This window comes from Nitrospira sp., from assembly GCA_035968315.1.
Lineage (GTDB): Bacteria > Nitrospirota > Nitrospiria > Nitrospirales > Nitrospiraceae > Nitrospira_D.
Map to the genome: position 1 here is coordinate 605190 of JAVYIN010000005.1, position 22348 is coordinate 627537.

23 protein-coding genes are annotated in these 22348 nt (G+C 58.7%); 9 read left to right on the top strand and 14 right to left on the bottom strand.

From position 1 onward, the window contains the following. Positions 1–71 precede the first annotated feature (71 nt). Together RI101_06430 and RI101_06435 are read right to left on the bottom strand one after the other, a co-directional pair. On the bottom strand, positions 72–230 hold the full coding sequence (locus RI101_06430) for a hypothetical protein (GenBank protein ID MEC4889682.1): 159 nt from the start codon (positions 228–230) through the stop codon (positions 72–74). A gap of 13 nt (positions 231–243) precedes the next feature. Then, a complete protein-coding gene (locus RI101_06435) occupies positions 244–507 on the bottom strand; it encodes a thioredoxin family protein (GenBank protein MEC4889683.1) in 264 nt (87 codons plus the stop codon). A 369-nt stretch (positions 508–876) separates the two neighbouring features. Here RI101_06435 and RI101_06440 point away from each other — a divergent pair, with 369 nt between their 5' ends. Beyond that, positions 877–1101, top strand: coding sequence for a hypothetical protein (locus RI101_06440; protein ID MEC4889684.1), 225 nt, complete (start codon positions 877–879; stop codon positions 1099–1101). A 36-nt stretch (positions 1102–1137) separates the two neighbouring features. On the opposite strand, the gene RI101_06445 is transcribed toward RI101_06440, so the two are convergent. The 3 genes from RI101_06445 to RI101_06455 all read right to left on the bottom strand — a co-directional run bounded on the left by RI101_06445 (position 1138) and on the right by RI101_06455 (position 5934). Then, positions 1138–2697: a DEAD/DEAH box helicase family protein gene (locus RI101_06445; GenBank protein MEC4889685.1), complete on the bottom strand. Its 1560-nt coding sequence runs from the start codon at positions 2695–2697 to the stop codon at positions 1138–1140. A 99-nt stretch (positions 2698–2796) separates the two neighbouring features. Beyond that, positions 2797–3900, bottom strand: coding sequence for a DNA topoisomerase IV subunit A (locus tag RI101_06450; GenBank protein MEC4889686.1), 1104 nt, complete (start codon positions 3898–3900; stop codon positions 2797–2799). 6 nt (positions 3901–3906) lie between these two features. Then, positions 3907–5934: a DNA topoisomerase VI subunit B gene (locus RI101_06455; protein ID MEC4889687.1), complete on the bottom strand. Its 2028-nt coding sequence runs from the start codon at positions 5932–5934 to the stop codon at positions 3907–3909. Between the two features lie 361 nt (positions 5935–6295). Here RI101_06455 and RI101_06460 point away from each other — a divergent pair, with 361 nt between their 5' ends. Beyond that, on the top strand, positions 6296–8434 hold the full coding sequence (locus RI101_06460; GenBank protein MEC4889688.1) for a diguanylate cyclase: 2139 nt from the start codon (positions 6296–6298) through the stop codon (positions 8432–8434). Between the two features lie 892 nt (positions 8435–9326). On the opposite strand, the gene RI101_06465 is transcribed toward RI101_06460, so the two are convergent. The 6 genes from RI101_06465 to RI101_06490 all read right to left on the bottom strand — a co-directional run bounded on the left by RI101_06465 (position 9327) and on the right by RI101_06490 (position 11990). Beyond that, positions 9327–9503 (bottom strand): hypothetical protein, encoded by a 177-nt coding sequence (locus RI101_06465; protein ID MEC4889689.1) that lies wholly within the window; start codon positions 9501–9503, stop codon positions 9327–9329. Positions 9504–9584: 81 nt separating this feature from the next. Then, on the bottom strand, positions 9585–9737 hold the full coding sequence (locus RI101_06470; protein ID MEC4889690.1) for a hypothetical protein: 153 nt from the start codon (positions 9735–9737) through the stop codon (positions 9585–9587). A gap of 203 nt (positions 9738–9940) precedes the next feature. Then, complete coding sequence (locus RI101_06475; protein MEC4889691.1) at positions 9941–10489, bottom strand: hypothetical protein; 549 nt, start codon at positions 10487–10489, stop codon at positions 9941–9943. A gap of 68 nt (positions 10490–10557) precedes the next feature. After that, positions 10558–10995 carry a hypothetical protein gene (locus RI101_06480; GenBank protein ID MEC4889692.1) on the bottom strand — a complete coding sequence of 146 codons (438 nt, stop codon included), beginning with the start codon at positions 10993–10995 and terminating at the stop codon, positions 10558–10560. Positions 10996–11005: 10 nt separating this feature from the next. After that, complete coding sequence (locus RI101_06485; GenBank protein MEC4889693.1) at positions 11006–11560, bottom strand: hypothetical protein; 555 nt, start codon at positions 11558–11560, stop codon at positions 11006–11008. 37 nt (positions 11561–11597) lie between these two features. After that, positions 11598–11990, bottom strand: coding sequence for a hypothetical protein (locus tag RI101_06490; GenBank protein ID MEC4889694.1), 393 nt, complete (start codon positions 11988–11990; stop codon positions 11598–11600). 183 nt (positions 11991–12173) lie between these two features. On the opposite strand from RI101_06490, the gene RI101_06495 reads away from it, so the two are divergent. Then, complete coding sequence (locus RI101_06495; protein MEC4889695.1) at positions 12174–12680, top strand: pyridoxamine 5'-phosphate oxidase family protein; 507 nt, start codon at positions 12174–12176, stop codon at positions 12678–12680. Between the two features lie 80 nt (positions 12681–12760). Here RI101_06495 and RI101_06500 read toward each other — a convergent pair whose 3' ends face one another. After that, positions 12761–13228: an exosortase system-associated protein, TIGR04073 family gene (locus RI101_06500; protein MEC4889696.1), complete on the bottom strand. Its 468-nt coding sequence runs from the start codon at positions 13226–13228 to the stop codon at positions 12761–12763. Between RI101_06500 and lnt the strand changes: the two genes are divergently transcribed. The 6 genes from lnt to RI101_06530 all read left to right on the top strand — a co-directional run bounded on the left by lnt (position 13218) and on the right by RI101_06530 (position 20232). Further along, positions 13218–14846: an apolipoprotein N-acyltransferase gene (gene lnt / locus RI101_06505; GenBank protein MEC4889697.1), complete on the top strand. Its 1629-nt coding sequence runs from the start codon at positions 13218–13220 to the stop codon at positions 14844–14846. The two genes, RI101_06500 and lnt, sit on opposite strands and share 11 nt — an antisense overlap. An 18-nt stretch (positions 14847–14864) precedes the next feature. After that, positions 14865–16011 (top strand): peptide chain release factor 2 gene (prfB, locus tag RI101_06510; GenBank protein MEC4889698.1). Its coding sequence is split into 2 segments (ribosomal slippage): positions 14865–14933 and positions 14935–16011, totalling 1146 coding nucleotides; the frame shifts between segments, so codons are not numbered across the junction. 53 nt (positions 16012–16064) lie between these two features. Continuing rightward, the gene (lysS, locus tag RI101_06515) at positions 16065–17546 is read left to right on the top strand and encodes a lysine--tRNA ligase (protein ID MEC4889699.1); all 1482 of its coding nucleotides are present in this window, start codon (positions 16065–16067) and stop codon (positions 17544–17546) included. Positions 17547–17552: 6 nt separating this feature from the next. After that, a complete protein-coding gene (locus tag RI101_06520) occupies positions 17553–18830 on the top strand; it encodes a lipoprotein-releasing ABC transporter permease subunit (GenBank protein MEC4889700.1) in 1278 nt (425 codons plus the stop codon). A gap of 44 nt (positions 18831–18874) precedes the next feature. Next, on the top strand, positions 18875–19537 hold the full coding sequence (locus RI101_06525; GenBank protein MEC4889701.1) for an ABC transporter ATP-binding protein: 663 nt from the start codon (positions 18875–18877) through the stop codon (positions 19535–19537). A gap of 113 nt (positions 19538–19650) precedes the next feature. Continuing rightward, on the top strand, positions 19651–20232 hold the full coding sequence (locus RI101_06530; GenBank protein MEC4889702.1) for a hypothetical protein: 582 nt from the start codon (positions 19651–19653) through the stop codon (positions 20230–20232). A gap of 75 nt (positions 20233–20307) precedes the next feature. Here the strand turns inward: RI101_06530 and trpA are convergent, their stop codons facing one another. Both trpA and trpB read right to left on the bottom strand, forming a co-directional pair. Continuing rightward, positions 20308–21129 (bottom strand): tryptophan synthase subunit alpha, encoded by an 822-nt coding sequence (gene trpA, locus RI101_06535; protein ID MEC4889703.1) that lies wholly within the window; start codon positions 21127–21129, stop codon positions 20308–20310. Then, positions 21126–22319, bottom strand: coding sequence for a tryptophan synthase subunit beta (trpB, locus tag RI101_06540; GenBank protein ID MEC4889704.1), 1194 nt, complete (start codon positions 22317–22319; stop codon positions 21126–21128). Before trpB ends, trpA begins: the two co-directional genes overlap by 4 nt. Positions 22320–22348: the final 29 nt, after the last annotated feature.

Here is a 22348-nt window from a genome sequence, read left to right on the forward strand (position 1 = left end):
GGATGATCATCCTTGTTGAGCAGGACTCGCAACTCCTCTCGCCTCGTGCCCCTGACCACGAGCCAGATCTTCTAGCCTGTTTCCGGCCCGAGGAGCTCGCCGTTGCAATCGACGCAGGCCCAGTCGCCATCGATAAATTTCATCGGATCGCCGCAGATCGGACAATCCGGCGGCGGGCCTTTGTCGATGAACGGCAGTTCCGGCAATTCAAAATCGTCATCGTCCACCATGTGGCTATAGATCCTATTCTCTCGGTTTCATTTTAAGGAGCAGCGCTTTCTCCGCGCTCTCCCGGCTCGGTACGCCGACAAACGTCAGCCGGCCATCGATGATCGTCGCCGGGACAGCCCGAACCGAATGCCGGTCGGCGAGGCTCCGTCCGTCCTCTGTCGTGATATCCACTTCGCGATAGGAAAAGCTGTACTTGACGCGCAGCTGCTTCCAGAGGCTCTTGGCCGAGGGGCATGCGCCGCAACTGGGCGAGACGAGCAACAGAATATTGGGCATCGGGACTCCACCAGATTCAGGTTAAGACGGATCGGCCGCGTGAGAACGCACAGGCACCGCAACCGGCATCGACAGACGGATCTTAGCACCCGCTGAAAAGACGGCGCAAGAAGCGCGGGATCGCCTTTGCTGCGCCCTGCGCGGGGCGCCGCCGTTGACTTCCCGCAGGAGAAGGCGCAGCATAGCGTCCTCACACTTAGACAAAGAGGCACCGCGTGATCTCCTGCTAGGCCCGGCCGATTTGCTCCCATCCCTCCGGTCATCATGCACTCACGCCCTCCTGGCGAGCCGGGCGACGCCACGAGGGCGTTGTTGTATCAGCGCCATCCCTGTCCCCGTTCCTTCACCCTCTTCACAAAGGAGCCTCTCATGAAACGAGTGGCCATGGTCTCAGCCGGCTTATTGGGCAGTCTTCCGACGCTTGCGCTCGCCGCGGAACATAACGCGAGCTACCGGGGTATCGGCATGTTGTACTTCTTTATTATCGGCGCCATCCTGATTTACGGCGTGTACGATTCCTTCGGAAAGACCGCGACCTATGTCGCCTCGCCGATCATCCTGGCCTGGTGCTACTGGATGCTTCCGCCGAGCTAGAGAGACCGAAGGGGCAGCGGTGCGCTGCCCCTTCATTCACCGTTTGCCGTCGTATCCGCGATCCCGCCAGCGTTCCAAGAGTTGAATCCGCTTCTGCAGTTGGTCCACCGTCGCCTGATCCACCCGGCTTCCCGTGCGCGCGATCAATTCCGCATTCAGCCGCCGGTGATCGATGCCGCTCATCCGCGCCACGGTCCCGACCAGCAGCCGGTGGGCATCGCGCAAATCGCGTTTCTGATCGTGCAGCGACACCGGTGGCTCGACGGGCGCAGGTCCCGTCTCCTCGTTTTTCGGTTCTTCTTCACCGATGAGGGTATCGACACGCGCCACTGCCGTGAGGGGCACATATTCGTTGATGGAGACCGTCACCCGGCCAAAGAGGTCGCGCTGTCCGGCGGGCATGAGATCTTCCAGCACATGATCGCGCTCGGCTTTGATCTGCCTGGCGTAATGGACCAGGATCGGGTCCTTGGGCAGATAGAGCCAGGCCCGTTGAGGTTTCGGAAAGCCCTCCTGCATCCGGACAAAGCGGCCGACGACCTGCCGGAAATACATCTCGGTCAAGACGTTCGTGCCGTAGACGCCGACCCGCAGCCGGGGAATATCCACGCCTTCGCTGACCATATTCACGGCCACCAGCCACTGCTGTTTTTTATGGTCTGAAAACGACTCGATCACGCGGGAGGCGGCAGGATCGTCCGACACCGCCACGACCGCTTTGGTGCCGGTGATGCGCCCGACAAGGTCGGCCACCCAGCGCGCATGGTCTTGATCCATGGCCACGATCAATCCGCCCGCATCCGGCTGTTCCTCTTTCCGCAGGCGCGTCAGTTGGGCATGGGCATCGGTCACGACCGGGCCCAGCCAGCTCTCTTGGAGCAGCGCGGTTTTCAGCCGTTCCCGCTGCCGGTCGAAGGTCAATCCGTCTTGAAAGGTCGCGGTATGTTCGCGGCCATCCGACAGCCAGGTCAGCTCTCCTTCGTAGCTGGGGAAGACGATGGGCCGGCACACGCTGTCGCGAATGGCTTCGGTATAGCCGTAGGCAAAGTCGGCCTGGCTCTCGTTCTGTTCGTAGCGGATGAACGGAATGGGATTATTGTCCGATCGGAAGGGGGTGCCGGAGAGAATCAAGCGGAACACGGCCTGATCGAACGCCGTGCGCAGCGCCTTGCCCCACAGCTTCCCGTCCCCCGCGTGGTGCAGCTCGTCCAGAATCACCAGGGTCTTTTTGCCGCGGCAGGCACGCTGAAAGAGGTCGGGCGCCAGACAGACTTGCTGATAGGTGACGACGGCGCCGTGAAAATCCGCGGCTTCGCAGGGCTGATCGTTGGTCAGCGCCGGATCGAGTTGCAGCCCGATCTTGCTGGCGGCGTCGGACCATTGCATGCGCAGATGATTGGTCGGACAGACGACCAACAGGCGGACGGCTCTGCGTGTGGCGAGCAGGTCATGGGCGGTGCGCAGCGCGAACCGTGTTTTCCCGGCTGCCGGCGTCGCCATGGCGAGAAAATCTGGCCTGGGGTGAGCCAGAACCGCCGACCAGGCACGGTGCTGCCAGTCACGAAGCGGCGCGGTCCAGGCAGGCAATGGTTTCATAACACAAGAACCCGTTCCCCCCGTCTGGTTTCGACGGAGCGGCACATGTCACGCACTTGTATTGGAGTGACGGCGTGGATAGGAACCGGCGCGAGGCCGCTAGTCCAGCCAATCCTTTTCTTTCAACTTCCGTGGCAGATACTTCTTCGTCAGATATTGGAAATCTTTGTTCGCCAGGGCATCCAGCTCATATTTCAGCCCGCTCCCCAGCATGCGCTTGATCTCCGCCTGCCAGGCCGACTTCTGAAACCACTGATAGTTCATCAGTTCTTTGGCCCGCGCGATGTCTTTCTCGTTGAGCTTGATGCCGACGTTCCGCGGCAGCTCGTACCGTTCCGGGTCGGCGCTGGAGAGGCCGATGAACTTGGCTTTGGGAATCGCCATGCGCTGGCTTTCAAAGGCCAGATTGATCGAGCCCTGTTTGATCACGGAATAAATGTAGTAGCCCCAGGGGTCGTTATCGACCAGCACATAGACCGGCAGCCGATGTTCTTCGTGCAGCCGGCGTGCGAGCCGGCGCACCCCGCGCGGCGGCTGGCCGTTGCCGGTCAGCAGCACGCAGTTGTAGCGCCGCCAGAATTTATCTTCGGACAGCCGGTTCCACTGAGTGCCCTTTTCGACCAGCAGCACGAAGTCGGCGGTGCAGCGGCGGATCTCCAGATACTCCGGCTCCACAATGGACGGAACCGAATAGCCGCCCTTCCCGAGCTTGGCGCAATCGACCCGGTCCCCATCGTCGCCGAACACGACCGGTCCCACGATGCTCCCGCTGTTCTCCGCGCGGACATGCAGCTCTTCGCGCAAGGCCGCCAGCGAGACTTCCAGATCCTCGATGACGGGGTCGGATTCGTCCTGCGTGTCGAAGGTGTTTTCATGCGAATCGGCGATCGTGTGCTTCGTGCGGTAGTAAATTTCTCGAAGCGACGTGGTGAGATCGGCGCGCTGCAATTCGGAGAGCGCGTCGGCCACCAGCATGGTCTGCATGAATTTCTTGGCCATGCCGACGTTGAAAAACGACCGCGCCTGTTTCTTGCTGCCCATCTCGATGAGGCCCTTGCGTTCATTGAAGGACACATTCGAAAGGGCGCGGATGGGAATGGCGATCGTCGGATCTTTGGCCCGCTCCGCCGCCGTAATCACCACGTCGGCCAGGCCGATCAGTTTCTTTTCAACCGCCGTCGCCTTCTTCTGTTTGGTTGCCATGGCCGCCTACTTCTTTCCCTTAGGAGCCGGACTCTGTTCGGACGTGGTCTTCTTGCGCGAGACGGGCTTGTTCTTCGCCCGCTTGCCAGGTTTGGCCGGTTCCTTCTTCTGCCTCTTCCCAGGGTTCAACGCGGCAGCCTGTTCCTTGCCTGGCAGATCGGCCACCATGGCTCCCGCGGCCTTCGGTGCGTCCGCCTCCACCTGCTGGGCAATTTCGACGGCTCCTTCGATGCCTTCCGCCGTCACAATGATCGAATCCGGCAGCCCTTCCGGTCCGCCGCCGGTCTTGCCCAGCGCCTCGTCGGTCTTGAGTCCACCGGTGCGCGAGGTGGCGATTTTCTGCAGCTGCGCCTTCAGTTTTTCTTTGGGCAGCGTTCCGCCCTTCAGCCGGTTGCAGGCTTCGACGACTTCTTCGATATACAGTTCGAAGATGTTGCGCCGGCGGAATTCACTCGCGGCCCGTTCCCTGCGGCGGAGAAAGAGCCCGAGCCGGCGGCCGCATTCGCGCAAGGCCAGCGTGATCTCTTTCTGAATTTCGTCGTAGTCGGCAATGGCTTCTTTCGATTCGCTCGTGAAGGGCACCCAGACGGAGGCCATATGCACGAAGATCACCATCGGTCCGCCCGGGAGCGCGCCGCGCGATTGCGCAATGCCGTAATGCTTCCAGGTCGTACCCAGGACGGCTTTGAAGGTTGAGCAGGCCGACTGTTGGTAGAGCAACGGGACCCGGTTTGCATACCGGATGACGCGTGCGAGTTCGGAGTTCTCATCCTCCCCTTCGCCTTCCGCCTTCGGTCCGGCCGGTTGTTTCGGCTTGGTTTGATCTTCCGGCCGATGACCGTAGGCCAGCCCCGCTTCGATGATGAAGGGATAGCCGCGATACACGGCCGGTGGACGGCTGACGGCAGTATAGAATTCACCTTTGATCTGCTTGTAGAGCCCGGAGAGAATCGCGCGCTCGCCGATGGGCGAAATGCAATTCGTCGGCGGGGCCATGATTTTCGTCTTTTGCAGGGTCTGATAGAGCGTCTCCGCCACGGCCCCCTTCAGGTCGCGCGGCTTCATATTCGGCGAGACCTTGGCGGCCCTGCAGATGTCGTCGGCCAGCTGCGGCGATATCCGGCAGAAATCGCTGGAGAGGAAGCCGGAGAGTGAATGGCTCTTCGTGTCCTGCAGCATCTTGAGCATCATGCCGAACTCGATGCCGTAGGGATGCGGCTTGATCTCGCGTGGCGACGGCGGCAGTTCGTGATAGGTGCGCGGGTACTCCTTCGTCTCGCCTTCCGGCGTCAGATAGGTCAGCCGCACATGGGGATTGGCGATGGAGGTCTGCTCCAGCCATTCGTCCACCGACGCCCGGCCCTTCTGATATTTTCCTTCAACTTCCAGCGTCACCTTCGTGCCTTGCGGCTGATCCCAGGCAATCTGCTTATTTTCATGAACGAGCGGCTCGTTCTTTTTCGTATCGATCTGGACCTCGAAGAAATGCGCGGCGGCCTTCGGTCCCGTCCGGGAAATGATCTGCACCGGCTTTCCGGTCGTCAGCTGGCCATACATCCCTGCCGCGGAAATGCCAATGCCCTGCTGGCCGCGGCTCATCCGCATGCGGTGAAACTTCGAGCCGTACAAGAGCTTGGCGAAGATGCGCGGGATATGCTGACGGACGATGCCGGGGCCGTTGTCTGTGACGGTGATGCGAAAGCGCGTGGCCTGGCTGGCAGGCGGCGTCGCGCCTCCCGTCGGGACGACATCGAGCTGCACCGTCACATCCGGAAGAATGCCGGCTTCTTCGCTGGCGTCCAGCGCGTTATCGACCGCTTCCTTGACGCAGGTCAGCAATGCCTTGCGCGGGTTGTCGAACCCCAGCAGATGCCGGTTCTTCGTGAAGAATTCGGAGACCGAGATTTCCCGCTGGCGCGCGCCCATCTCCACCGCCGTGACCAACTGCGTCGGTTGCGCAGCAGGTTTTTTTTCGGCGGCGGAATCGGCAGCGGACCGGGAAGACGATGGAACAGACGAGTCCTTTTTGGCCATTCACCCTCTCTCACATGAAACGCGGTCAACCTTGGTATCACAAATCGAAGGGCGATTCCAGCCTGTGGGAGGGATGGCCCCTGCCAATTGGCCGCACTCCTTTTTCCCGTCGTATGTACTGTGTCTAAAAGAGAGCCGCAAATTGTCGTCTGTCATGCCGCAGGTTCCCAATTTCTCGTCCACCTTAAGGCCGCGCCCTGCTTAATATCAGCCGGGTTCTTTATGGCATCAGCTGTTATCAGGCCTGGCAACGATGGCACTCCTTTTGAACGATACAAACTGGGGCGTGGCACAAATCTGAACAGGTGCCCGAAGTAGGACACTAGGCTTGGGGGATTTGATGGATCTGGTCCCGATAACCATGAGCGACCCCATCAGCAACAATCATTGCAAGCAGGGGCATGCCAGGCCAGCGTCACCGTTGCTGTCAGCCCGGCATCCTCCGACAATGGCCGCCAGCCTTGTTGGAATCATTTCCATTATCATGATGTTGTTCATCGGCTGGGGCGCCTGCACAGTCGAACGCCGTTTGATTAGTGCAACCGGGCATAGTCTGGTTCAGGCAGCGACAGATTCCGCCAGCAAATTGCAGTTGATGATCGCCGAACGGCAAGGCGATATGGAGGTCCTCTCCTCATCACCCATTGCGCACAGCCAAAATCGTAATGAGTTAACCGCCTATCTCTTTCGCCTGCTCAAAACCTATCACGTGTATCAATGGATCGGCGTGACGGATGCGGCCGGCGTGGTCATTGCGGCGACCGATCCCGCCAGTGTCTCCCAGGATCGGCACGAGACCCATTGGTTCACGCAATCACTTTCGACCAACAGTGTGACAGTGCTTGATGCCGAGGCCAACCCGGATGCTCATGGACAGCTCGCCATCACTATCACGGCGCCGATCCGAACCGCCGATGGGCGCTTTCAGGGAGCCGTTGCCGGCGTGGTGGTCGTCCCTTCTCTGATCGACATCCTGGATCAGACAATGCGCGTATTACAGAATGTCGAATGGACGGATGAGTCACATATCGAATTTCAACTGCTCAACGCCTCTGGCGGTTTGATCGCCGACTCCACCTTGCGCGAGGAAGGCACAGTGAATCTCAGGGAACAGGGGTTGCCATCCGCCAATTTGCTGGCGACTTCGGAGCGAGGCTTTATCGAGGAGCGGCATCTGCGCCGCGACGCGCCCGTCATTACGGCCTATGCGCAGGTTACGGTACTGCAGGCTCGCCCTCCCCTGCAGTGGGGGATCTTGATCCGGGTGGACCGGGACAGCGTGCTGACACCCGTGCGAACGTTCCTGCATAAACTGATGCTGATGACCGTCCTCATCGTGGTACCGCTCTGTCTCCTCCTCGTGTGGCTGGTGAAGCGGATTCATTATGAGTGGAGACTTGCCGAACAGGAATCATTACGAGCGAGCAAGGCGGAAGCTCTCTTGAGTAGCAGAGCTGAAGCGCTCCATGCCGTCGTGCTTGCGGCAAATGACATGGCGTCAGCAACCGATCTCGACGGGTTGATCCGGCACATGCTGGATCATGCCAAGACGATCACAGGTGCCCGGTATGCCGTCCTCGGCATGCTCGATGACAGACTGACGACTTTGAGCCGCATACACACCATCGACTGCGATGAACGAATGGGGCGCGCCATCAGCCGCTTACCGCTCAGTGGCGGCCTCCTGCATTGCCTGATGGTGAGAAACGGGGTGCTGCGGATCGCCGATCTGGCTCGTGAAATTGGACAGGTGGACATCGAGGGAACGCCACAGGCTCTGGGATCATTCCTCGGGATGTCGCTCCGGTGCCACGGACGCATTTGCGCGCAGCTCTATCTGCTCGACAAAGTAGCGGGAGACGGAGGCCGTACGGCCTTCACGGATTTGGACGAGCAGGTTGTGTTGGCGCTTGCCGCCCAGGCCGGTGTGTCGGTCGAAAATCTGCAGCTCTTGCTCGACGCCAAGACGCAAGCCAGGCAGGACTCTCTCACAGGCCTCTTAAACCATTCCGCCACCATTGATGCCTTGAGCCGAGAACTTTCCAGAGCTACTCGCGAACACGAACCGCTCGCCATTATCATGGCCGACATCGACCATTTTAAACGTGTCAATGACACCTATGGCCATGTGATCGGTGATGGGGTGATCCGGGAAACGGCCAGGCGCATTCAGGACACGGCGCGCCGGTATGACCTCGTCGGCCGTATCGGCGGGGAAGAGTTCCTGGTGATTCTTCCGGGATGCGGCGAGATTGCAGCGGCCGAGATCGCCGAACGAATCCGCTACGCCATTGCCGGCGACTCGTTCGACACGAAAACCGGTCCGCTCTCCATCACCCTTAGCCTGGGGGTGGCGACATGCTCACCGGAGAATCCTGCGTTTCCGCAGCTGTTGTGGGAGCTGGCCGATCAGGCGTTGTATCGAGTCAAACAGAATGGGCGGAACGGAATTGAATTCGCCACGCCGCCGCCCCACACACACTACCCTTCTGCCGCCTAGGGCAGAATAAGAGTCGGCTCGCCCCACGGATTGCCTATCTCTATCGTTATTAGTCTTATTGATACTCGCAGCCAGGGCCTGGGGACCTAGCCGGCAGAGACATGCAATGGGATGGAGCACTTCATGGAGGACAACCACGTCCTGCCGAAGAACGCAGTCACGAGAAAAGTTTAGGGTGGGAGGAGCACGCACCTACCGAGGATCAGTAGGTACGGCGGAGATCTCGGGAGAACATTAGGCTTCCCAGTACAAGCTGGTCCTGCACACCGTCCTCACACTCAACCCCCTTATGGACCATATTCCCTCGGGGCGTTAACTCCCCCCACGCGCTCACGATACCCCCCGCATCATAGCGAGTCAAGAATGAGCACCTTCACTGTGAATGGAATTCGTTCATGATTGCGGGAAGAGCCGCCCCTAATCTTCCGGCACAACAATATTCACTCACGAGCTATCTCGCTGAAATTTTAGCGATCTCAGCAGATCTATTTTCTTCGCCCCCAGCTTCTGTGGATAACTCTGTGTATGAATGGATTCTTAACGCTGAAATGGCTGATATGGACAGCAGTATAACCTGATTGCCCATATTTTAGGCATTGTGTCAGATCCTTGGCAGCCACTATATTTTGCGGCTTGACGATTTATTTTTTTCATTTTCCACAATCTATGGTGCCCAATAAAATTCCACGCAATTTGACACTTGAAATGCTCTCGACTTTATGGGGTATCGAGAATTTTGGCGGACTTATGCACAGAATGGCTGGTGCGCTGTGGATGTGCCAGACGAATTTAGCCTGAAAACAGGGCTTTTTGAGGCCGATCTGAAAAATAGACATGAAGGGGATCGCACCAAAGCTCTGCGGCTGGATCCGCTTCCACTCAGTCTGGTCCGCTATTTCTTTCGATACACGTTCAGTCCAACTTTTTCTTCGCGGTTGGGAATCGTCACATTCCCCTCCGTCGAGGCGATGATGATCGTCTTGCCTGAAGACGAGGGCCCGAACTCCTTGGACAAGTCCACCTTAATGGTGAGCGTGTTCCCCTCGACCGTCATTTCGACATTTTTCATGAAATCCTCCTATTAACAGCTCTCATATTCAGTAGAAGCCGATTCACGACCTTCCATCGCGACGACATCCGAACATTCCCCTCACGGCTCTTCCTCTTCGACCGCTTCAATCACGTGTCTCAGTGAGGTCACGAATGCCTCCGGTTGAGCCAGCGCATGCTCCGTCAATTGAAACTCCGACACCAATACACCGGCCTTATCGACTATGAGCAACCGATATCCAGGTTTCATCATACCCTCTCTTCAGATTCCAATCGTTCATGAGCCTAGCATAGCGTGAGGGAGACTGCGATGGTGGCCGTGTTGGTGGAGAGAAGACTTGTTACATTCTCGATAATCTTGGTCGGTCCTTACGCCGGGCGGAAAAGTGGAGTCCTCGTGACGCGTGGCGCCAGGAGGGCATACGTCACGCCTCAAGGCCGGAATGCTCCGCGGCGCTATTCGACCATCTGGCCTTGGAGGAAGAGCGCCTGTTCGAGTGTGCGGAAATATTTCTGATAGGGCGCGGGATCTTCGACCGCGCGCAGGTAAAATTGCGCACTGGCCCGCACGACGAGTTGTGAGTCATTGCGTTTGCGAACCGTAACGGTGAGCCTCACGAGGTCGTTGCGATGGTAGAAGGGCCCCCAAGAATGAATATTCCGCGTCAGGATCATCAAGGTGTCCGGGCGATAGAGGAGATAGGAAGGGTCCAGGAACGTGGGGCGTTCGAGATCGACATATTTCTTGGCGGACACGATTCCCAGCTCTTGATCCAGTACTTCGACCATGAACCCGAGATCCTGCATAGTGGCGACAACGGCTTCGAGGACGGCCACGCGGTTGGCTGTGTCGAACACCCGGCTCTGCGCTGCGCGGAGTTTGACCTGACTCTCTTCCGAGAGCCAGATTTGCTGCCGTGAGTCCCACTGATTTTCATGCCGTGATTCATAGGGCGTGAGACACCCGGAGAACAGAAAGCTGATCCCCACTCCGATCAGCAACATCAGATCCCTGGTGCCCCGTCGCACCCCTGGAGCACCTTTTTCGGGTAACAGGCGACCCATCACGGAGATTAATCCTTCGTCACAAAGATCGAGCGTTCGAGGGTGGCAAAGAAATTCTGATAGACCTTTGGATCCTCGATGGGCTTGTTGTTATAGATCGCATTGGCCCGAATCATCATGCGGTCGTCAGGCTGGGGGCGCACGGTGACGGTGACACCCAGCATGTCATAATAGTTTGGTTCGGCGAAGCGGGCGGCGGTGACCAGGCCGAGCGCCTCGTTGGCCCGCTCGACGATGAACCCCAGATCTTGCAAAGCCGCGATGACGGCCCGCATGGCGGCCTGGCGATCCTTCACGTCAAAAATGCGGGTTTGCACGCTCCGGATTTTCATCTGGGCTTCGGTGGGGGCGAGTAATCCCTGATCGGGCTGCGGCGGAACACACCCATACGCCATCGCGGCGATGGCTCCTGCGATCACTCCCCGTACCACTCGTCGTTTCATCATGACCTCTTGTTCACAGCTTGAAGCCTTCCAGAAATACGGCCTTCGAAAGCTTGGCGAAGAATTGCTGATACAGAATGGGGTCGCGGAGCATTTCCATCTTTTGCTCGCCAGGCGGAATGTATTGGCGATCGGCCTGGCCGTCCCCTTTCCAAACCACCCGGTAGAAAACAATTCGCACCTCCTGGCGCGTGGCATCCGGATTGATCGGCCGCGCGACGAGAGTTGCCGAAATTTTCTGGTGGAGATCCACCGGCATGAGGTATTTCCCCAAGGAGAGCACCAAGGCTAAAACCCGACCGATGTACTGGCCGTACTCTCTTGCACTCCGTTCCTTGGCGGCTCGCAGAAATCCTACCTCCTTCTGGCTTTCCTCTACCTGAAATCCAAGATCCTGAAGGACCGCCGCCGAGGCGGAGAGCAATTCCCGCGCGTCAGAAGTTTCGTACATCCGGGTTTGCATGGCCCGGTTGATGGCGCTCTCGGAGGTGAGTTGAAACAGCTCCGCCGGCTCGCTGTGGGCCATGCAACCGGACAAGAGAACAAGCCAGACCAGGGAAATGCCCATCCCCGCCGCCCATCTCTGTATAAACGAGCCGGAGAGCCTAGAATTGAGTGTAGTTGTAAGCAAAGTCGCGCACCTTCTTCTCTTCGTCATACTTGATGATGATCGTCAGAGTGCGCTGGCGCTGAGAACTGGAACTGTCGCGAGAACTGGCCCCGAGGATGATGATGCCCGCGAAGGATGAACTGCTGGTATCCACCCGGTCGGTGGAGACTTTATCATAGATCCAGACTTCCCGGCGTTTTTCATCCGTGGTGACGATATTGGGGCTGCCGAGCAGCTCCGCCACTTGAGAGGCCGCCATGCCGACCTTGATCTCTCCCTGAACCTTGCCGACCGTCAGCCGGTCCTCTTGAATGGCGGCGGTTCCACCTCCACATCCCGCGACAGCAACGAACAGACAGAGGCCCAATCCAATCCATGCTCGTGTCATTGGTTTCCCCCTTTGGCGTATTGATGCATGCGAATAGGTTACGCGCTTGCTCCTATTGCCTCGATGGTTAAAGATACTACGTTTCCCTGTTCAAATCATCTTCTCTGCATCAAAGTGGGAATGGGCAAATGGCGAAAGATTGGGTATGCTGCATGCCCGACAGGCCAGGAAAGGATGGGACCAATGATCGAATCGATGTCGGATGCCGACGTGCAGAGAGCATGGGGGAAACTGGTGCAAGACGTCCGTACGGGGGTGCTGCTCACCATGCGGAATGGCCGGCCATTCGGCTCACATGTGCCGTATATCATCGGGGAGGATTGGACACGTGCCTACCTGCATCTCAGCCGCCTGGCTCTCCATACTCAGCACCTTCTTCAAGACCCGCAGGTCTCGCTCTTCATCTCGGAGCCCGACGGCCCGGACAAGAATCCCCTGGCCCTACGCCGGATGAATCTTCAAGGCGATGCGGCGATCCTCACGCCCGAGGAGCCGGGTTATCCCGCGGTGAAAGCTTCCTATCTGGCCCGTTTCCCGGCGTCGGCCATGATGTTCGGCTTTGGCGATTTTTCACTGTGGGAATTGCGGCTGATGGACGCCCACCTGGTGCTCGGCTTTGGACAGGCCTATCAATCGACCGTCAGCGCGCCAGCCAAGTGGATGCACCAGAAGCCAGAACAGAAAAAGTAAACGAATGAGATAGGGTTGACGGCCAGCGTCGATTCAGTCTTGCTTGCCGGAATAAGATCACTCTCTCCGCACGGACAGTTCTACTGCCTCGGGGGAGCCGTCGGAGTCACGACATCATCGACACGTTCCGATTCCCACGCGTAGGCGGGACTCAGAATCGGCTGATAGGTCGGCAAGGGAACCGGGAACGTGGCGATTTCAACCACGCCGGCGACAGTCCTCGCAAAGAACATTCCAATGCCGTCAAACGGCCCGCGCAACACACCAGTGACCCACCCCTCGTTCTGCCCCACTTCATAGACTTGCCGGGGCAGCTCCATCCAGCCAGTGGAAAGATTGACGATCCCCCGGACGAATTTCTTCGAGATCTGCGTCTCAAGGCTCACCGGTTCCTCGGCCTGTACCGGCGAAATCCACACCATGGCCATGGCAAGAGCCAGCCCCAAGGCAAGACTCGCCGCCGCAGGATACGTCATCGCTCCGAGGCGCCAATCGTTCCCTTGCAAGTCGAGACAGCTTTGGTTATGGTACCGCTCGATGGATCGCATTCGTGCTCGCCAGATCGCGCTTGCCTGTGCGAGCGGGCTCCTGCTCCCGTTCTGCTTTCCCAAATTTGACCTGGGGTTGCTTGCCTGGGTTGCCATGATTCCCCTCCATCTTGCGCTGGATTCTGCAACGCGCCGCCGTGCCTTTTGGATAGGATGCCTCAGCGGGACCATCGGCTTCACCGGCATCATGGCCTGGGTCGTCACAGCCATGACCACCTATGGCAAGGTCCCGCTCCCCATCAGTTACGCCATTCTGCTCCTGCTCACCGCCTATCTCGGCATCTACGTCGGAATCTATAGCTGGAGCGTCGTGTGGCTGCGCGAATTTATACCACGATACGGCATTTTTTTCGCGCCCTGTGTCTGGGTCGCGCTCGAACTCCTGAGAACCTACTTTTTGTCCGGATTGCCCTGGTGCCTGCTGGGCTATTCACAGTACCGGGAATTGGAGTTGATCCAGGTCGCCGACCATCTGGGAGTCTATGGAATCTCTTTTTTAATCATCCTGGTGAATATAACGCTGGCCGAGTTCATGCTCTGGCTTATGCCCTTCTTCCGCGGATTTCATCCCCAAAAGCTGCCCTGGGAATTGACGACCATTACCACCCTGCTCATGGTATCGACCTGGAGTTATGGAACCGGTCTCCTGAGCGGTTCGGGGCTGCCGCTCCCCAAAGGGTCGATTACGGCGGGGTTAGTCCAGCCCAATATCGATCAAGAGGTCAAGTGGGATGTGGCCTTTCGTGATGAAACCATGCAGCGGTTCGACCGGCTGACCAGCCGGTTCGGCACTGACGCCGACGTCATCATTTGGCCCGAAGCGGCTACCCCGTTTATTTTCGAGCGGGAAGCCGGCTACCAGTTGCAATTGATGGCCTGGGCCGAGCGGGCAACGGCGCCGCTCCTCTTCGGAAGCCCCGCGCTCCGTTTCTATCCGGATCGCCGCCCCTATCTGCTCAATAGCGCCTATCTGCTCTCGGCCGACGGGACGATCCTGAGCCGTTATGACAAGCAGCATCTGGTGCCCTTCGGTGAATATATTCCCTTGAAATCCTCGCTGCTCTTTTTTCTCGATAAACTGGTGGAAGGAATCGGCGATTTCGAAGCGGGACCCGGCGGTACGGTTATGACGCTCACGCCCAAGAACCGGCTTGCCGCGTCCGGACAGCCGGCGGCGGCCCGGCCGGTAAAGTTCGGCGTGGCGATTTGTTATGAAGTGATTTTCCCCGATCTCGTCCGCCAATTTGCCGTCAACGGCGCGGAGTTTCTGGTCACGATCACCAACGACGGCTGGTTCGGCAACTCGTCGGCGCCGGCCCAACATTTTGCGATGGTCGTATTCCGCTCGGTCGAAAATCACTTGGCCTTCGCGAGGGCCGCCAATACCGGCATCACCGGCGCCATCGACCCATTCGGCCGGATCATCCAGGCCACGCCGCTCTTCACGGAAGAGGCGATGCAGGTCACCCTTCCCACATGGCAGCCCCGCACATTTTACAGCCGCTACGGGGATGTGTTTGCCTACGGCTGTGTGGTAATCTGCGCCCTGCTGTGCCTGGCCAATCTGTTCCGTCCCAAGGAACCGGAGCCCGGCACCACCGCCATTACACCGGCGTAATCAGAAAGGACAGCGGGCATGTTGGAAGAGGTCCGGAGTCGCGTGCGCACCGTGGGCGAACAGGTCTCGGAATTACGGGGGCATCTTTGACCTCGCTCGCATGAGCTCCGATCTCGAAGAGCTTGAGGCCCAAATGGCGGAGCCGTCGTTCTGGAACGATACCCGCGCGGCCGCGGCGGTGAGCCGAAAGAAAGTCACTCTCGAACGCGAACTGACCCAATGGCGAGAGATCGATGCGAAGATCAGCGATTTGCAGGCCCTGCTGGAACTGGCCGAAGAAACCCATGACGAGTCGCTCGAACAGGAACTGACGGCGGAACTCCAGCAGTTCGAACCGAAGCTGGCCGCGCTCCACGTCGAAATGCTCCTCTCCGGAGAGCTGGATCCCAACAACGCGATTGTCGCGATCCATCCCGGCGCCGGCGGCACCGAGTCTCAGGACTGGGCGCAAATGCTCCTCCGCATGTATGTGCGCTGGGCGGAGACCAGGAAATTCAAAGTCGAGACATTGGATTTGCTCCATGGCGATGAAGCAGGCATCAAGAGCGTGACCATTTCCATCACCGGTCCCTATGCCTACGGCTATCTGAAGGCCGAAGCCGGCGTGCACCGGCTGGTGCGGATCTCCCCCTTCGATGCCAACAAACGGCGGCATACCTCGTTCGCCTCCGTCTTCGTCTATCCCGAACTGAACGAAGACATCGACGTGGTCATCGACGAGAAGGATTTGCGGATCGATACCTTCCGCGCCGGCGGTGCCGGCGGCCAGAATGTGAACAAGGTGGAAACGGCGATCCGAATTACGCACATTCCCACCAACATCGTCGTGCAATGTCAGAATGAACGGTCGCAGCTCCAAAATCGCAACGGCGCCATGAAGATCCTCAAGGCGCGGCTTTATGAAGTGGAGCAGAAGAAAAAGGAAGCGGAGTTCAATGCCATCGTTGGAGAGAAGAAAGAGAATGCCTGGGGCAGCCAGATCCGCTCGTACGTGTTTCAACCCTATCAGATGGTCAAGGATCACCGGACCGGGCATGAGACCAGCCAGGTAAGCGCCGTGATGGACGGCGATCTGGACGGGTTTATCGAAGCCTATCTCAAGAGGAAATTCACGAAGGGCAGTGAACCGCTCACAGCCGTCACCGAACTGGATGACGAGGTTTAAGGCCGTTCGCGGGCACACATCGCGCATCACTCATCACTTATCACGGATTGCACATGGATGAACTGAACGAACAACGACAGCAGCGGATCAAGAAAGCGGAACAACTGCGCACCGCCGGCGTGGCGCCCTACGGCACCAGATTCGAAGTGAAGGATCGGGCCGGACAGCTCATCAAGCTGCACGGGGAAAAGACCAAAGAAGTGCTGGAGCAGGAAAAAGTCGGCTGCACCTTCGCCGGCCGCGTGGTCGCCCTGCGGCGCTTTGGCAAAGCCGGTTTTGCGGTTGTGCAAGACGGGTCGGATCGCTTGCAGGTCTATCTCAAGAAAGATTTGCTGAGCGAACAAGCCTACATGGTCACGGAACAGCTCGACCTCGGCGACTGGATCGGGGTCACCGGCACGCTCTTCCGCACCAAGACCAACGAGTTTACCGTCGAGGTTCGGGAACTCACCTTTCTGAGCAAGGCCCTTCGCCCGCTCCCGGAAAAGTGGCACGGCCTCACGGACGTCGAGACCCGGTATCGCCAGCGGTATGTGGACCTGATCGCCAATCCCGACGTGCACAGCATTTTCGCGATGCGCAGCCGGATCATCGCCGGGATCCGGGCCTTCTTGATCGAGCGCGGATTCCTCGAAGTCGAAACCCCGATGATGCATCCCATCCCGGGCGGCGCCGCCGCCAAGCCATTCGTGACCCATCACAACGCCCTGGGAGTCGATCTCTATCTCCGCATCGCGCCGGAACTCTATCTCAAGCGGCTGATCGTCGGCGGCTTTCCCCGCGTGTTCGAAATCAACCGGAACTTCCGGAACGAAGGCATCTCGACGATCCACAACCCAGAATTCACGATGCTGGAGTTCTACGTCTCCTATGCCGACTATCACGACTTGATCATTCTGACCGAAGAGCTGGTTTCGACCCTGGCGCAGCAGATGCTTGGCAAAACCGTCATCGAATACCAGGGCAAAGAGATCACGCTGACACCCCCATGGAGGCGCTGGTCCTATCACCAATCGATTCTGGAAGTGAACAAATTGGATCCCTCGGTCCTGCAAGACCGTGACAAGGCCGCGGCGGCCGCGAAGGCCCTCGGCATTCAGATTGATCCGAAGGCGACACTCTTTAACATTGTGAATGAGATCTTTGAAGAAACGGTCGAACCGAATCTGATCCAGCCGACCTTTATCACGGATTACCCCATCGAGATCTCTCCCCTCGCGCGGCGGAAGGATTCCAACCCGTCGCTCACCGACCGGTTCGAGCTCTATATCGCCGGGCGCGAGATCGCCAACGCCTTCTCCGAGTTGAACGACCCGCTCGATCAACGGGAACGGTTCGAAGGACAAGCGGCGCAACGCGAGGCGGGCGATGAAGAAGCGCATCTGGTCGATGAAGACTTCCTGCGGGCCTTGGAATTCGGAATGCCGCCGACGGCCGGCGAAGGGATCGGCATCGATCGGTTGATCATGCTCTTCACGAACCAAGCCTCGATCCGTGATGTGGTGCTCTTTCCCCAACTCAGGCCGGAGAAATAGCCGCCGATGGCGATCCCCTACGAAATCTTCGTCGGTCTGCGGTATTTGCGCGCCAAGCGGCGTAATCGAACGATCTCGCTCAATACGTTTGTCTCCATCGCCGGCATCACACTGGGCGTCGCCGCCCTGATCGGCACGGTCGGCATCATGACCGGCTTCAAGGAAGATATTCAGGCCAAGATCCTCGGGACCACCGCCCATATCATTGTGCAGGACCGGATCAAGGACGGCATGGCCGACTACAACCCGACGACGGAGCGGATTCAGGACGTGCCTGAGGTTGTGGCGGCAACCCCCTTTGTCTTGAAGCAAGTCTTGCTGACCACGCCAAACGGCGTGCAAGGCATCGTGATCCGGGGCATCGACCCGCAGCGCGAAGGCAAGGTGACGGAACTGGCCAAGAATCTGGGCACCGGTGAACTCTCGGACCTCAGCAAGCCGGTGAAAGTACGGCAGCCTCCCGCCGACGATCCGACCGGTCCAGCCGTCGAAACCGAGAAACCGGGAATCATCCTCGGCAAGGAATTGTCGATGCGGCTGGGGGTTTTTGTGGGTGACACCGTCAATGTGGTGTCGCCGGTCGGACCGGTCAGCGCCATGGGCATGGTGCCAAAAATCCGCACCTTTGCCGTCGTGGGCCTGTTCCACTCCGGCATGTACGAATACGATTCGTCCCTCGCCTACATTGACCTGGCCGAGGCCCAGAAGTTTTTCAATATGGGAGCCACGGTCAGCGGCATCGAGGTCAAAGTGACCGACGTGTTCCGGGCCGGCGAGATTGCGCACAATATTGAGGGCTCGCTCGGGTTCGCATACGGCGCCCGCGATTGGATGCAGATGAACCGGAATCTCTTCTCGGCGCTCAAGCTGGAAAAGACCATGATGTTCCTGCTGCTGGTATTGATCACTATCGTCGCCTCCTTCAATATCGTCAGCACCCTGACGATGATCGTGACGGAAAAGCAGAAAGAGATCGCGATTTTGAAAGCCATGGGCGCCACCAGGAAAAGCATCCGGCGCATTTTCATGTTGAACGGGTTGATCATCGGATGTTCCGGAACCGCGATCGGTATTCCCTTGGGTTATGCCTTTCTCTGGCTCATCCAAACATTTTGGACCTTTGATCCGACGGTCTATTACATCTCCAAAATTCCGGTCCACGTGCAGGCGCTCGACGTGCTGCTTGTGGCCGGGTCCGCCATTCTTATCAGCTTTGCGGCCACTGTCTACCCCTCACTCCAAGCGGCCAAACTCGAACCGGTCGCGGCCCTACGGTACGAATGAGCGATACCCTTCTGACATTAGCCGGTTCCGGCGCTTCCGCTCCGATGATTCGGATCACAGGGCTCCACAAATCCTTCGTCATGGGCCAGCAGGAACTGACCGTGCTGAAAGGCATCGACCTGGAGATCCCACGCGGCCAAATGGTGGCGGTCGTCGGCGCCTCGGGGGCCGGCAAGAGCACCATGCTCCATATTATGGGTATGCTCGACCGGCCGACAAAGGGCACCGTCTACTTCAACGACCAGGATCTCTTTCAATTGTCCGAAGCGCAGCAGGCCGAGTTCCGCAACCGCCGCATCGGCTTCGTCTTTCAGTTTCATCACCTGCTACCGGAATTCACGGCGTTGGAAAACGCTTGCATGCCGGCCCTCATCCAACGCCGTTCTCTCGAAGAAGTGGAACAGGAAGCCACGGCCCTGCTGAAGGAAGTGGGGTTGGGACAGCGGCTGTATCATAAGCCGGGTGAGCTGTCCGGAGGCGAACAGCAGCGGGTTGCCGTGGCACGCGCGCTGGTGCAGAAACCCGACCTTGTGCTGGCCGACGAACCAACCGGCAATCTCGACACCCACACCGGCGATGCGCTCTTCGGCCTCCTGCGGGACTTGAACCGGTCGCGCGGAACGACCTTCGTCATCGTGACCCACAACGATAAACTCTCTGCTCAATCCGACCGTATTATCCACATGCAGGATGGGATGATCGTCTAAACCTTGGAAAGGCGGTCCGCTGAAGAGTCCTGTCGCGGCCCCTCATCTTTTTCCATGAACATGGTATAGTACTTTCCATGAAACGTGTAACCGCCTGGAGCTGCGCAGCAACGATGGTTCTCTTGGTATCCCTGACCGGATGCGCGGGCGGGCTTTTAGACACGTGGGAAGGGCCCGGCGCGAAGGTCTTTCGCCCGCAATCGATCGCGGCACTGCCGCCAATGGCCAGTCAGTACGACAATGCCCGGGAGGACATTCAGGAGGTTCTTGCCGCGTCATTGGTCAAGACTGGAAGGATTGAGCGTGTCGTGCATGCCGAGCAAGTCACGGATATTTTTCAGGCCTCAAAAGAAGCGTTCGACACACTGGTGTTCTATTTCTCCCGTTTGGAAATGACCGGCCAGTCCGATCGGGACGCCGCCATCAAGCTCGGGAAAGCGTTGAATGTGGAAGCGTTTCTCGTTCTTCGCATCAATGCTTGGGAATATGCCGGGAAAGCGGGAGATAACGTCGGACGTGTGGGGCTGACATTGCGGCTGGTCGATGCCACAACCGGCGCGACCATTTGGAAGGCCCGCCATGAAAAATCCAGCAGCTACATCTTCAATCGTCCCAACTTAAAAGACGTGGCCGCGGAACTCACGGACGAGATGGTCAAGTACATGCCCCCGACCGTCCATGGCCCCAAACGGTAGCGGCCCCTCCCCTTTCAGATCGATCTCTCAATCCTTGAAGAGAATACACGCCGGACCGATGGGATCGGTGGCAGCCTAGCCAGTTGGAGTTGACGCAGCCTGTTTCATCGCCGCCTTCAGCGAGCCGACAAACGTCCCTACCTTCGCCGGCATATCGGGAGTCTGCTGGTGAGCGGCAATTTGTTTCACGATGGCGCTGCCGACGATAACCCCGTCGGCCATCGCGGATACCCGCGCGGCATCTTCCGGAGTCGAGACACCAAATCCGACCGCGACCGGTGTCTTCGTCACTTTCTTGATCTTTTGCACATTCTTCCCGACTTCACTCATGTTTTGAATCTGCGCCCCGGTGATGCCGGTCAACGACACATAGTAGAGAAAGCCTTGCGATTCCTTCGCCACATAGGTGCGCCGATCTGGCGTGCTGGTCGGCGCCAGGAGAAACACAAGGCGAAGCCCGGCCTTCGCGGCCGGACCTTTCAAGGGGCCCGCTTCATCCGGCGGCATGTCCGGCACGATCAAACCATCGACGCCGGCCGCCGCGGCCTCCTCACAGAAGGTCTCCAGCCCCATCGCGTGAATCGAGTTGTAATAGACCATGAGGACGATCGGCACCTGCGTCCTATTCCGCAACGACTTCACCAGGGGCAGAATCTTTCTCAGCGTGGTTCCGCTGCGCAAGGCCCGTTCGGCCGCGAGCTGAATGACCGGCCCGTCGGCAATCGGGTCGGAAAACGGCACGCCCAATTCGATGATGTCCGCGCCGGCCTTCTCGATCTCCAACACCAGTGGTTCCGTGTCGGCCAATGTGGGATCGCCTGCCATCAAATAGGCGATGAGGGCTTTCTCCCCGGTCCGTTGAAGGCGCTGGAAGGTCGTTTCAATCCGCCCGGTCATAGTGTTACTCCGCGCATTCTCGCCACTTGCTGGACATCCTTGTCTCCGCGGCCCGACAAATTGGCGATGATGATATTCGATTTTTTTAGGGTCGGCGCCAGCTTCACCACATGGGCAATGGCATGGGCGCTTTCGAGCGCCGGCACGATCCCCTCTTCCGTCGCCAGCAAATCGAACGCCGCCAAGGCTTCTTCGTCCGTCGCATAGGTGTACTGCACCCGCTTCATGTCGTGATAGAGCGCATGCTCCGGCCCGACGGCGGCATAATCCAGCCCGGCTGAGACGGAATGGGTCAGATTGATCTGCCCGTCTTCATCCTGCAACAGGTAGGTCATCGTGCCCTGGAGCACGCCCGGCTTTCCGCCTGAGAAACGGGCCGCATGCTTGCCGCTTTCAATGCCGGTGCCCCCGGCCTCCACGCCGATCATCTTCACTTTCTTATCCTTCAAGAACGCGTGAAAGAGCCCGATCGAATTGCTCCCGCCACCGACACAGGCCACGAGATAGTCCGGCAGCTTGCCTTCCGCCGCCATGATCTGCTTTCTGGCCTCACGTCCGATGATGGCCTGAAAGTCGCGGATCATCATCGGATAGGGATGGGCGCCTAAGACCGACCCCAGGATGTAGTGCGTGGTGCGGACGTTCGTCGTCCAATCGCGCATCGCCTCGCTAATGGCATCTTTCAAGGTGCGGCTACCGGCATCGACTCCGGTGACCTTCGCTCCGAGGAGCCGCATACGAAACACATTCAGCGCCTGCCGCTGCATGTCTTCGGTGCCCATGTAAATTTCGCATTGCAACCCGAACATGGCTGCGGCGGTCGCGGTCGCGACGCCGTGCTGGCCCGCGCCGGTTTCGGCGATGATGCGGGGTTTCTTCATGCGCATCGCCAGCAGGACCTGGCCGATGGCGTTGTTAATCTTGTGCGCGCCGGTATGGCAGAGGTCTTCCCGCTTCAGATAGATCGTGGCGCCGCCCAGCTTCTTCCCGAGCCGCTCGGCTTTATACAGCGACGTGGGCCGCCCGACATATTGCTTCAGATAATAGGCCAATTCCGCTTGGAAACGCCGGTCTTTCCTGGCCGTCGCATACTCCTGCTCCAGTTCAAGCAGCGCGGGCATGAGCGTTTCAGGAACATAGCGGCCTCCATAAGGCCCGAACCGTCCATGGCTGTCTGGCACTGTGGTCATGGTGCAATTCAATCCTTTCGGAAAATGAT